General features: G+C 61.8%; 10 protein-coding genes. 7 read left to right on the top strand and 3 right to left on the bottom strand.

Annotated elements, in window-relative coordinates; genetic code table 11:
- Nucleotides 1-97: 97 nt before the first annotated feature.
- Together IVB05_RS17970 and IVB05_RS17965 are read left to right on the top strand one after the other, a co-directional pair.
- Complete coding sequence (locus tag IVB05_RS17970) at nucleotides 98-892, top strand: polysaccharide deacetylase family protein (protein WP_247785936.1); 795 nt, start codon at nucleotides 98-100, stop codon at nucleotides 890-892.
- Nucleotides 893-1,035: 143 nt separating this feature from the next.
- Nucleotides 1,036-2,385: a polysaccharide deacetylase family protein gene (locus tag IVB05_RS17965; RefSeq protein WP_247785935.1), complete on the top strand. Its 1,350-nt coding sequence runs from the start codon at nucleotides 1,036-1,038 to the stop codon at nucleotides 2,383-2,385.
- 83 nt (nucleotides 2,386-2,468) lie between these two features.
- Here the strand turns inward: IVB05_RS17965 and IVB05_RS17960 are convergent, their stop codons facing one another.
- Both IVB05_RS17960 and IVB05_RS17955 read right to left on the bottom strand, forming a co-directional pair.
- Nucleotides 2,469-2,843 (bottom strand): hypothetical protein, encoded by a 375-nt coding sequence (locus tag IVB05_RS17960; RefSeq protein WP_247785929.1) that lies wholly within the window; start codon nucleotides 2,841-2,843, stop codon nucleotides 2,469-2,471.
- Between the two features lie 492 nt (nucleotides 2,844-3,335).
- On the bottom strand, nucleotides 3,336-3,761 hold the full coding sequence (locus IVB05_RS17955; protein WP_247785926.1) for a hypothetical protein: 426 nt from the start codon (nucleotides 3,759-3,761) through the stop codon (nucleotides 3,336-3,338).
- Nucleotides 3,762-3,936: 175 nt separating this feature from the next.
- Here IVB05_RS17955 and IVB05_RS17950 point away from each other — a divergent pair, with 175 nt between their 5' ends.
- Nucleotides 3,937-4,821 carry a hypothetical protein gene (locus IVB05_RS17950; protein WP_247785924.1) on the top strand — a complete coding sequence of 295 codons (885 nt, stop codon included), beginning with the start codon at nucleotides 3,937-3,939 and terminating at the stop codon, nucleotides 4,819-4,821.
- Between the two features lie 169 nt (nucleotides 4,822-4,990).
- A complete protein-coding gene (locus IVB05_RS17945) occupies nucleotides 4,991-5,620 on the top strand; it encodes a DUF1326 domain-containing protein (protein WP_247785922.1) in 630 nt (209 codons plus the stop codon).
- 475 nt (nucleotides 5,621-6,095) lie between these two features.
- Here IVB05_RS17945 and IVB05_RS17940 read toward each other — a convergent pair whose 3' ends face one another.
- Nucleotides 6,096-6,749 (bottom strand): TetR/AcrR family transcriptional regulator, encoded by a 654-nt coding sequence (locus IVB05_RS17940; RefSeq protein WP_247785920.1) that lies wholly within the window; start codon nucleotides 6,747-6,749, stop codon nucleotides 6,096-6,098.
- 84 nt (nucleotides 6,750-6,833) lie between these two features.
- On the opposite strand from IVB05_RS17940, the gene IVB05_RS17935 reads away from it, so the two are divergent.
- From IVB05_RS17935 to IVB05_RS17925, 3 genes are all read left to right on the top strand, one after another.
- On the top strand, nucleotides 6,834-7,943 hold the full coding sequence (locus IVB05_RS17935; protein WP_247785918.1) for an efflux RND transporter periplasmic adaptor subunit: 1,110 nt from the start codon (nucleotides 6,834-6,836) through the stop codon (nucleotides 7,941-7,943).
- 39 nt (nucleotides 7,944-7,982) lie between these two features.
- Nucleotides 7,983-8,471, top strand: a complete 489-nt coding sequence (locus IVB05_RS17930; protein WP_247785916.1) for a nuclear transport factor 2 family protein — start codon at nucleotides 7,983-7,985, stop codon at nucleotides 8,469-8,471.
- An 85-nt stretch (nucleotides 8,472-8,556) separates the two neighbouring features.
- Nucleotides 8,557-11,667, top strand: a complete 3,111-nt coding sequence (locus tag IVB05_RS17925; protein WP_247785914.1) for an efflux RND transporter permease subunit — start codon at nucleotides 8,557-8,559, stop codon at nucleotides 11,665-11,667.
- The last annotated feature ends 2 nt before the right edge of the window (nucleotides 11,668-11,669 follow it).

Genomic DNA, 11,669 nt, shown 5'->3' with positions numbered 1-11,669 from the left:
TCGCCGGTTTGACAGATTGAGGGAACTTGTCTGAGTTACGCTGCACGCTTACCCAATCGGCAACACCCAGCGCAATGCCAAATATGTCCAACCGCAAATGACCCGAAATTTAAGCGCGGCGCTGTGCTCGGCGGTCGCGGCATTGATGACCTTCGTTGCGGCGGCTCAGGCTGCCGAATGCAGCCGCAAGGACGCGCTCGGCACCTCACGCGTTCTCGCGGTGGACCCCGCCACCTACCCGCGCGTGGGCCTCAAAAGCTTTCCACAGACGCTTCCGCTTGATGACCGCGAGGTGGTGCTGACCTTCGACGACGGACCGTGGCCTGCGACGGACCAGAAGATCCTGGCGGCGCTGGCGCATGAATGCGTGCGCGCCACCTTCTTCCTGATCGGAAAGCCGGCCTCCGAACGTCCCGAACTGGTGCGGAGAATAGCGGCGCAGGGCCATACCATCGCGCATCACACATGGACCCATCACAATCTGAAATACATGAAGCCGGAGGCGGCCATCGGCGAGATCGACAAGGGCATCGCGGCGGTCGAAACGGCGCTGCACGGAAAGGCCGCCACGACCCCGAGCACGCCGTTCTTTCGCTTTCCATTTTTTGACATGACGCCCGCGACGCTGGACGCCTTGCAAAAGCGCGGCATCGCCGTGTTCGGCGCCGACCTCTGGGCCAGCGACTGGAATCCGATGACGCCGGCACAGCAGTTGAAACTGCTCACCGAGCGACTGCAAGTCGCCCGCAAGGGCATCATCCTGCTGCACGATCCCAAGGCGCAGACCGCTGCCATGCTGCCGGCCTTCCTGCGCTACCTCCGCGACAACCGTTACCGCGTCGTCCACCTGGTCCCGGCAGGCGCCAAAACCGTGTCCGACAAAGCACATTAGATCACGATCTTTTTGGCTGACGCGGTTCTGTGGTCTGGATCACGCCCCGAAGCCAAATTAGGTCTGGAATTCAGGCGATTAAGGCGGCATTCATGGCATCAGATGTAAACGTTGCGTGCTCTTTGGAATGAAGCCGGGGTTCAATGATCGCTAGCGTATTTGGGGAGCGTCGGTGGCGTCCTTGGACCGCCTTGTGCGTGGGCCTGCTGACCTCGGTCGCCGCACAGGTTGCGTCGGCTGCCGATTGTCCGGGTCATCCCGACGCCATCGGCACGTCACGCACCATCGTGGTCGATCCGCGCGCCCATCCCATCATCGGCACCATGCAATATGGCAAGACGCTGCCGCTCGCAGATCGTGAGGTGGTGCTGACCTTCGATGACGGTCCGCTGCCGAAATACTCTAACCAGATCCTCAACATTCTCGCTGCGCATTGCGCGAAGGCGACCTTCTTCCTGGTCGGAAGCCAGGCCAACGCCAATCCGGAAGGCGTGCGCAAGGTGCGTGACGCCGGCCACACGGTGGCCACCCACAGTCAGAACCATCCGACCGGCATGGATCGCCTGCCGCTCGACCGCTCCAGGCAGGAGATCGAGCAGGGCATCGCGTCGGTGACCGCGGCGCTGGCCGACGGCACTGCGCCCGCGCCGTTCCTGCGCATTCCCGGCCTGCGCGTCAACGACGGGATCGAGGAATTTGCTGCTTCCAAGGGGCTTCAGCTCTGGAGCGCCGATTTCCCGGCCGACGACTGGCGCAACGTCTCCGCCAATCGCGTCTATGAGCTTGCGATGCAGCGGCTGGAGCGAAAGGGCAAAGGCATCCTGCTGCTGCATGACATTCAGCCGCGCACGGTCGCTGCGCTGCCGAGGATTCTGCACGAATTGAAAGTGCGCGGCTATCGCATCGTCCATGTGGTGCCGGCGACGCCTGATCGGCCGGCAACGCCGACCGAGCCGCAGCAATGGCTGTTGCATCCGCCGTCGGAGACGGTGGCGGTTTCGCGCTGGCCGAAGGTTCCGAAATTCGCTTCTGCCGGCCCTGCAGTGCTCCCGGTCCCGGCGTTGTCCGATCTCGATTGGCACACGACCGGTCTTGGCGCACGCACCGCACGGCGCGGGCGCGGCGTTCCCCTGCCACAGGTCGCGCCGTGGCCGCGGCAAACGACGCTGCCGCCGGCCGCCACAATGGCCGCGCTGCCGATTCCGGCCCGGAGCATTTTCAAAATTCCGGAATCAGCGAGCATGACCCTGCTGGCCACGTCCGCGCGCCGGGCGGCATCGACTGCGCAGGCGCGTTCAACGGAAGTCTCCTCGGCAAAACTCGCCGGCAAATCTCGCCGCCACGGCCGCGCGGCCGCGGCCCAGCCGCCGGCGTCCGACGGACAAACCGCGCAGGCGCCGCAAAGCGCCGGCGCGACCGCGCCCAAGCCGGCGGCACAAGCCAAACGGAATGGGCGGTCGGTTCGGGTCGCCGGCTTGAAGAAGCGGTTCTGATCGAATGGATCAGGACCATCCGCTAATCATTTGTTTTGAAGCGTTTTCCTGAGCCCAAGGGTCTCCGCGATCGGGACAAGGGTTCAGTTCGTCACGATCTTGGCGATGCAGAGCAGGATGACGATGGCGAGGAACAGCAGGTCGATATAGGCCTTGATCTCGCCGGCATGGCGCAGCGTTCCGACCTCGGTGATAACCTGCTTGCGCGTCGACGTCGAATTCGGCCCCTCGCCCAGCGCCGCCACCAGGCGGCGTGCCTCCAGTTCCAGCCGCTCGATGCGCTGAAAGAAGTGAAACGACCGCAGCGCCGACGCCGCATGCATGCCGGTATAGATCAGCACGAGAATCGCGACGACCACGCGGTGCTGATACTTTTCGAGGAAATTCAGGGCGAAATAGACCAGGGCCAGGAACACGAAGTTGGAGAGGAATCGATAGGCGTAGCTCAGAAACAGCATGAAGATGCTCCGGGTGGTCTTGGTAATGTCGAACTTCCTGGAAGCGCCGAACGGCGGCGGAGCCGGCGGGAATCAGCAACCGGCGGGCACGTGTAGTTTACGCGAACGGTGCGACAGTAGGGGCAACAAACCCGCACCCACCGCAAACGATTCGCGCGCCGTGGCATTGCGGACACGCGAACACCTCGGAGAACCGATTGTACTAGATCCAAACTGCAACGTTGTGGTGCGCCCGGAGGGCACCGGATCACCCAGGTATACAAGCTGCAACCAACGGATGCGGACCTGCCCGATTAGCCACTGCGGCCACCACAGCATCGCTGCAAGGCTATTCTGACTGGCAGATTTCACAAAGAGGACCCGCCATTTGCGGCGGGTGAGTCTAGGGAGGAGACTACAAACTAAGCTGATTCGCGGCACCAGCCTGTACCGCAATTCACACACGCTATTCAAAAAACAGACCGGATCGATGTTTCGGATATCTCACGGCGGCTATACTTTGCCTTCGATCATCTTGAGTTTGACGGTCTCGCAGGTCTTTCGAACCTGCTCGGTAAAGATCGCGCATTCTTCAATGCGCTTGAAGATCTTCTTGGCTTCCTCGCGATACGAGGCTGCGGTGTCGCGCATGAAGGCAATGGCATTGTGCACTTCGGCGGTCATCGCCTCGCATTTCTTCGCCGCGCTGATCAGTTCCGCTCCCATGGCTTCGATTTCCCTGGCGGCGGCTTTATAGTCACGCACCACGGCCTCGGCAGTCAGCGCACCGACGCGCGTAACGCCCTCTTCATGCTCGACGTAGTCCGGCATCGACCCCGATGGGGCTGCCCTGATCGCGGGAAGACTCCCTACGACATCTTCTTCAAGCTTGGCTAAATCCAGCGGCGCAGCTCTGTGAAGTCGTTCGATACTCGCCATAGGCCATTCTCCATCACTCGATGAACAACCCCCAGCGCACAACCATAGCGACCGATTCGTGGCGAAATCCTGCATCAAAGGAAGCAACGAGAAGGCGGGCGTGTGAAATGCAGGCACCATGGGATGGCGCCGAGGCGCTTCAATTAATGCGCGCTTAACAGTTTTGCATCAATGATTGACGACCCAGCGCAACATCTTTCAAGCCGCAAGAATTGCGGGCCGCACTCAACCTCTTCAGGAGGATCGATTGAGGACGCTTCTTATTTGCGTGCTGGCTACTACCCTGGTCGGTTGCAGCAGCCAACAATCAACACAGCCATCCTGCGTCGGCATGAATCCGTTCGCCTGCCTGACCGCGGTTCATGTGCCGATTGAACCTGAATCGTATGACAGCGATTCTGCCACAACGAAACCGGTGTCCACCGTCGCCTGGCGCGGCGACAGCCCGCCCCGATCTCACGCGGACCACGCCGTCCGTCGGACACCCAAGCCAATCAAGGTCGCGGCGAAAGCCGCACCAGCCATTCCCATACCGATTCCTTCTCCGCAAGCGAACCAGCAGACGACGGGCAATGCGGTTGCTTCCGAAGCGACGCGCGCTTCCGAAGCTGCTCGCGCAATCACCACCGAACCGCATTCAACGACCGAGGTTCCGCAGACCCGAACGACACAGGAGCAGGTGGCGGCCGCCTCCGCGGTCGCGGGACGAATGTCGGTCCCGACGCTGGATGCGTCGCTGGACGCGCTCGTGGCCGTCCTCGTGGCGGGTCCCGACGTCAAGTCGGTCTCCGACCTGGCCGGCAAGACAATTGCGATCGACGATAGATATTCCGAGCAGTCGATCAACCGCGTCAGGGCCGCGATGGCGGCGGCGGGCGCGCTCGAAGTCCAACTGAGCAAAGGTCAAACCACTGCGATCAATCGGCTGGTCGGCAAGGAAGTTGCGGCCGCGATCGTCGGGCTGGTCTCCGCCAGCGCCGCGGATAGCTTTCCTGAGCTCCCGCGATACAGGACCTTCCAAGTCCCGCTCTCACCTCGATCGAGCCCGGCCAAGCCGTGACGGGTTTGTCCCTCGGAGATTCCGTTCCCCGCGATAAAGTGCGGGGCACGGAGCCAAAAACCCAACAAAAACAAAAGCTGATTTTTTGAGGTGGTGCGCAGCGTAATTTTCAACTACACGTGGCTCATTCGAAAGCAATCTATCGGGTTCGGCCTAGCGGGAGAGAGCGATGGCGGACGTCCCATGGCACCTTTCCGGTGACTATTTCGAGAATTGCAGTTGCAGCATCGTGTGTCCCTGCCTCGTGTCGGCGGCCCCTCCGTTGACCTCGCGACCGACCGAAGGCTTCTGTAACGTACCGCTGATCTTCCACATCGAAAGCGGCCGCTATGGCGACACCGTGCTCGATGGACTCAACGTCCTGATTATCCTCCACGCACCTGGGGTCATGGCAGACGGAGATTGGTCGGTGGCCGCCTATGTCGATCAGCGCGCCAACGATGAGCAGACCGAGGCCCTGGCTGCGATCTTCACCGGCGCCGCCGGTGGTCCTATGGCCGCGTTCACACCGCTGATCAGCAAGAACCTGGGGGTGCGCAAGGTCCCGATCACATTCCGAATCGACGGCAAGACGCGGTCCGCGGAAATCCCGGATATTCTGCACATGTCCGTCGATCCGTTGCCGACCATGCATCCGAGCGGCGAAATGTGGGCGAACATCGGCCATCCGGTTAGCCCGGACAACATGGTGTTGGCAGTCGGCGCCCCCGGCAACACGTTCAGCGATCATGGCATGCGCTGGGATAATTCCGGCAAGAACGGCCTCTATGCGCCGATCCGCTGGTCGAACCAGGCTTGATACAACTCCTGATACCGGCCCTGCGACAAGGGCCGGCACGGTCAATCGCAAGTGACCGAAACCGTACTGCGGCGCGATCGCCGGGTCGGCGGCGGCGCGACCGGCTGGCATGGAGCTACGTGCTCCGGCTCGCCAACGACATGGACATGGGCGGCATGGACATGACCGGGTTCCGCATGATCCCGGCCGAATGGCTTATGCTGCTTTTGGTGCGCTCGGAGGGCGGTCGCATTTGTTGCGATTTCAATGGCTTATCGGAATGAGCGAATTGAAAGGTGCCTATCAAGCCCAAGGGTGCCTTTTGCGAGTTGGTATCCAGTCTCAACTCCTGTTGCGCTAACCGTTACCTCACGCAGTTATCCCGTCAGCCCATCGCCTCTCGTCGTCCGATGAAGCGGGCGAAGCGCTCCGAGCCGAAATGTTTGTTCGATTTTTCGTTGCTCCAACAATTTTACTCAGATCGAGGGCTTCATTTTCATGTTGGACGCTTTGTTCGACGTTTTATTGGATGCTTTTTGCGCCCAAGACGGTGTGCTTGCCGATCAACACGGCCTCTTCGGACGCCTTCGCGAACCTGTTTGACTGCTGCATCCAGAAAGGCCTGAGCCAAATCGGGGTCGTTGACGACGCGCGATAGCGTCACCGCACCGACCATCGTCGTGAGAATGGCCATGGCCTTGCCACTGGACTCCCCGCCATCGGTCTCAGCAATGAAGCGGCCGAGGACTTCGAGATGCGCCTTGATCCCCGCTTCGAATGCCGATTTCACGTCGGCCCCCTGTCTGGCGGCATCTGAGCCGAGCGCCACGATCGGGCAGCCGTCCATCTTTTCTTCGCGATGGTCGGCACTGAGGTAGAACGCGATTACCGCGCCAAGCGGATCATCAGGATTCTCCGCGGCGGCGTCCGACCATCGGCGGGAGGCGCTCTCCAATGCCCGCCTGGACGCCTGTACCGCCAAGTCCTCCTTTGACGCGAACTGCTTGTAAAAGGCGCCTTGGGTCAGCCCGGCACCCTCCATCAGATCCTTAAGCCCGATGCCATCAAAGCCGCGCTCCCGAAAAAGGCGACTTGCCACATTGATTACAGTTTCGCGGTTTTCCGCGGCCTGAATGCGACTCACTCGCATTGTCGACCTCCATTTTTTAGATTGCGTTCGAAATCTATATCAGATATAGAGTTCGAATGCAATCTATTTGGTGAGACTGTAGCCATGAAAAAGAGACTCGTTATCGTGCTGGGGAGCGTCCTAACCGCGGTGTTCGGGGTGGCCGCATTCGTCACGCTTTCCATCCGCACGCAGGCAGCCTCCGCCGTGAGCGACCCGAGGCAGGAACCACCGATCGTCCGATTGGCGACGGCAACGCGGGTGGCCGGATCCGAACGCGGCTTCACGGGGATCACAGCGGCGAGAGTCCAGAGCAACCTCGGTTTTCGCGTTGCCGGCAAGATCGTGGAACGGTTTGTGAATGCCGGTCAGCAGGTCAAAGCCGGTCAGTCGCTGATGCGGATCGACGAAACCGACCTTCGCCTTGCGGTCACGGCGAAGCGCAACGCCGTTGCCGCAGCGCGCGCATCTTTCGTTCAGACCGAAGCGGATGAACAGCGATACGCCAGGTTGGTGAGCAACGGATGGGCTTCCCGACAGCGCTACGAGCAAGCGAAGGCTGCGTTGGATACCGCCGAGGCCCAACTGGCCACCGCTGAAGCTGATGCGCGGGTCTCTGAGAATGAGGCGACCTACTCGGTCCTGGTAGCGGACGCGGACGGAACGGTCGTCGAAACGCTTGGCGAGCCCGGGCAGGTCGTCTCTGCCGGCCAGACAGTCGTTCGGATCGCGAAGGCCGGCCCCCGCGAAGCGGTGGTTGCGCTTCCCGAAACAATCCGGCCAGCGATCGGCTCCGTGGCCGAGGCCAGCGTGTATGGGGCCGACGGGCGGCGCGATGCGGCGCATCTGCGGCAGTTGTCGGACGCCGCCGATGCTCAGACCCGTACCTATGAGGCTTGGTATGTGCTCGACGGTGAGGCTGCGGCAGCCCCTCTTGGCGCGACGGTGACCATTCGACTGGCAAGCCAGGCGAGCCAGCCGGAAGTTCAGGTACCGCTGGGAGCCGTGCTCGATGACGGCCGGAAGACGGGTGTGTGGGTCCTGGATAGCGCCACATCAACCGTACGCTTTCGGCCCGTCAAACTTGTTCGGCTGAGCGGCGAAAGCGCGGTGATCTCTGGATTGAGTTCTGGTGATCCGATTGTTTCTCTCGGCGCTCATCTCCTGCAGGAGGGCGCTCGCGTCAGGACTGCGTCTGAAGGCAGGGAAAACTAATGAGCTTCAATCTTTCCGCGCTCACCGTGGAGGCCAACAATGGTATACGGTTACATTGTCAAGAACGAAATCCGAAAGACCTTCGACCACGTCAACAACCATCGCTGGGATGAAGCGGTGAAAGCAGTCGCGCCGCATGTCCATCACCGCGTTTCCGGCGCCCACGCGCTTGGTGGTGAGCGCCACGACAAAGAAGCCCTGCGCCGCTGGTTTGAGCGTCTCGGCCGCGTCCTGCCCACTCTCCGTCTCACGGTCAACAACATCTGGGTGAAAGGCTGGCCGTGGCACACCACCGTGTTTGCCGAGTGGGACGGCGCCGCAACGCTGCTCAACGGCGACGCGTCGTACGTCAACCGTGGCCTCCACGTATTCACCCTGCGGTGGGGCAGAGTCTATGCACTCGAGGAATTTCAAGATTCACAAGCAGCGGCCCGTGGGCTTGCCGCCCAAGCGGCAGCTGGCCTCAAAGAGGCTGTCGCCGAACCAATTGTAAGCTCCAGAAGCGCAGTCAGAGGCCGCGCTTTTTAGGTAAGCGCGGTTCACTCGGCGCCCACCTGCTGCAGGACGGCGCGAGCGTCACGACGAACGTCGAGGAAATAGGAGTGGCCAACTGATGAACCTCAATCTTTCCGCGATCGCCGTTCGCGAACGCGCCGTCACCTTGTTCTTCATCCTCCTGATGGCGGCCGCAGGCGCCTACGCCTTCATCATGCTCGGGCGGGCGGAGGATCCATCCTTCACCATCAAAACCCTGACGGTCACGACGGTATGGCCGGGCGCGACGGCGCGCGAGATGCAGGACCAAGTCGCCGAACCGTTGGAGAAGCGGCTTCAGGAGCTGACCTGGTACGACCGAGTGGAGACGACCACCCGGCCAGGTTATGCGTATATGATGCTCACGCTGAAGGACAGCACCCCGCCATCGAGCGTGCAGGAGGAGTTCTACCAAGCCCGCAAGAAGCTCGGGGACGAAGCCCGCAAGCTGCCGTCTGGTGTGCTCGGCCCCTTCGTTAACGACGAATATTCGGACGTGAGCTTTGCCCTTTATGCCCTCAAGGCGAAGGGCATGCCGATGCGGGAACTCGCCAGGCAAGCCGAGACCATTCGCCAGGACCTCCTGCACGTGCCCGGCGTCAAGAAGATCAACATCCTCGGTGAACGTCCCGAACAGATCTTCATCGAGTTCTCCTATGCCAAACTGGCAACCCTCGGCGTGTCGGCACAGGATATCGTTGCCGCCTTGCAGCGGCAGAACACCCTCACACCGGCAGGCTCGATCGATACCAAGGGGCCGCAGGTCTTCATCCGAGTCGACGGCGCTTATGACAGCGTCCAGGCGATCGCCGACACGCCGATCGTCGCTGCGGGACGGACGCTGAAACTCTCCGACATCGCCGAAGTGCGCCGCGGCTACGAGGATCCTCCCACCTACCTCATTCGACACCAGGGTGAGCCCTCCGTCATGCTCGCAGCGGTTATGCAAGAGGGCTGGGATGGCCTCGCGCTCGGCAAGGCGCTGGAGGAGCGGTCCGCCGCTATCGCTCGGACGCTGCCACTCGGGATGACTCTGGCCAAGGTCAGCGACCAGGCCGTCAACATCACCTCGGCGGTTGACGAATTCATGATGAAGTTTGCGATGGCGCTCGGCGTGGTGCTGCTGGTGAGCCTGCTCAGCCTCGGTTGGCGCGTCGGCATCGTCGTGGCGGCTGCCGTCCCCCTGACGCTTGCCGTCGTGTTCCTCATCATGCTGGAAACCGGCCGGTTCTTCGACCGCATCACGCTCGGCGCCCTCATCCTGGCGCTTGGTCTTCTCGTGGACGACGCCATCATCGCCATCGAGGTGATGGTGGTGAAAATGGAAGAGGGCATGGACCGCATCAAGGCGGCGGCCTACGCGTGGAGCCACACTGCGGCGCCGATGTTGTCGGGCACACTCGTGACGGTCGCCGGCTTCCTGCCGGTGGGCTTCGCGCGCTCGACGGCCGGTGAATACGCCGGCAACATCTTCTGGGTCGTGGGGTTCGCCCTGATCGTCTCCTGGATCGTCGCGGTGATCTTCACGCCCTACCTCGGCGTCAAGATGCTGCCCGCGATCAAGCCGGTCGAAGGCGGTCACCACGCGATTTACGGCACACCGAACTATCGGCGCCTGCGAAGCCTCATCACCTTCGCCGTGCGCCACAAGTTCGTAACCTGCGGCATCGTCGCCATCGCTTTCGCGCTTTCCGGGGCCGGCATGGGCGCCCTCAAGCAGCAGTTCTTCCCGACGTCCGACCGTCCCGAAGTGCTGGTGGAGGTTCGCTTGCCGGAAGGTACCAGCATCGGGACGACGACCGCCACAGTCGAGAAGCTCGAACGCTGGCTGCACGGCCAGTCGGAGGCCAAGATCGTCACGAGCTATGTCGGTCAGGGCGCTCCCCGATTCTTCTTCGCGATGGCGCCGGAGCTGCCTGATCCGGCCTTCGCCAAGGTCGTCGTGCTTACACCGGACGCGGAGGCGCGCGAGGCTTTGAAGCACCGGCTCCGAGAGGCGGTGTCGCAGGGGCTTGCACCTGAGGCCAATGTGCGCGTCACGCAGCTTGTGTTCGGACCCTATACGCCATTCCCGGTCGAGTTTCGCGTCATGGGGCCTGATCCCGCGCAATTGTACGCGATCTCTGAAAAAGCTCTCGGAATCATGCGTGGCGTTCCCGATGTGCGGCAAGCAAGCCGCGATTGGGGTGATCGCACCCCAGTGCTCCGCTTCATCCCTGATCAGGATCGACTGAACCTGATCGGCCTCTCGCCAGCGGAGGTGGGCCGGCAACTGCAGTTCCTCCTTACCGGCGTCGCCATCACGCAGGTCCGCGAAGACATTCGCAATGTCCCCATCGTGGCACGCAGCGCCGGCCGCGAGCGGCTGGATCCGACGCGTCTGGCGGATTTCTCACTGATGAGCCGGGACGGCCGCCCGATTCCGCTCGAGCAGATCGGCCATTCGGAAATCCGTCTGGAAGAGCCGATCATGAAGCGCCGCGATCGCACGCCCGTCGTCACGATTCGCTCGGACATCAATGAGGCGACCCAGCCTCCAGAGGTTTCAAAGGAGATCAAGACGGCCCTTGAGCCGCTGATCGCATCCCTTCCGGCCGGCTATCGCATCGAATTGGGCGGATCGATCGAGGAGGCAACCAAGGCCAATGACGCATTGGCGACGATCTTTCCCGCCATGATCGCCGCCATGCTGATCGTCACCATGCTGCAGGTACGATCCTTCTCGACGATGACCATGGTCATGCTGACGGCACCGCTTGGCCTCGTCGGCGTCGTGCCGATGTTGCTCGCCTTTAACCAGCCCTTCGGATTCAACGCCATTCTGGGCCTGATAGGACTGGCGGGCATCCTGATGCGCAATACGCTGATCCTGACCGAACAAATCAAGGAGAACCGTGCTGCCGGCCTTGATGACTATCACGCGGTCATCGAGGCCACGGTGCAACGCACGAGGCCCGTGATCCTGACCGCACTTGCCGCCGTGCTGGCCTTCATTCCCCTCACGCATTCCGTCTTCTGGGGGTCGATGGCCTACACGCTGATCGGCGGCACGGCGGTCGGCACGGTTCTGATCCTGCTGTTCCTTCCTGCGCTTTATGCCGCGTGGTTTCGGATCAAGCCGACTACAGATGAAATCTATGAGGACTTGAGTGAGCAGCCGGAATTGCGAACAGCAATGGCTGCCGAATAGGG

It is taken from the genome of Bradyrhizobium sp. 170, assembly GCF_023101085.1.
Classification (GTDB): Bacteria; Pseudomonadota; Alphaproteobacteria; order Rhizobiales; family Xanthobacteraceae; genus Bradyrhizobium.
Note: the sequence above shows the minus strand (reverse complement) of the source record. Positions and strands in the feature narration are given on the sequence as shown.

What these genes read in the sequence shown, in the direction of transcription:
- IVB05_RS17970 (WP_247785936.1), top strand. Translation starts at nt 98, where the DNA reads ATGACCCGAAATTTAAGCGCGGCGCTGTGCTCGGCGGTCGCGGCATTG.
- IVB05_RS17940 (WP_247785920.1), bottom strand. Translation starts at nt 6,749, where the DNA reads ATGCGAGTGAGTCGCATTCAGGCCGCGGAAAACCGCGAAACTGTAATC.
- IVB05_RS17965 (WP_247785935.1), top strand. Translation starts at nt 1,036, where the DNA reads ATGATCGCTAGCGTATTTGGGGAGCGTCGGTGGCGTCCTTGGACCGCC.
- IVB05_RS17955 (WP_247785926.1), bottom strand. Translation starts at nt 3,761, where the DNA reads ATGGCGAGTATCGAACGACTTCACAGAGCTGCGCCGCTGGATTTAGCC.
- IVB05_RS17935 (WP_247785918.1), top strand. Translation starts at nt 6,834, where the DNA reads ATGAAAAAGAGACTCGTTATCGTGCTGGGGAGCGTCCTAACCGCGGTG.
- IVB05_RS17960 (WP_247785929.1), bottom strand. Translation starts at nt 2,843, where the DNA reads ATGCTGTTTCTGAGCTACGCCTATCGATTCCTCTCCAACTTCGTGTTC.
- IVB05_RS17930 (WP_247785916.1), top strand. Translation starts at nt 7,983, where the DNA reads ATGGTATACGGTTACATTGTCAAGAACGAAATCCGAAAGACCTTCGAC.
- IVB05_RS17925 (WP_247785914.1), top strand. Translation starts at nt 8,557, where the DNA reads ATGAACCTCAATCTTTCCGCGATCGCCGTTCGCGAACGCGCCGTCACC.
- IVB05_RS17945 (WP_247785922.1), top strand. Translation starts at nt 4,991, where the DNA reads ATGGCGGACGTCCCATGGCACCTTTCCGGTGACTATTTCGAGAATTGC.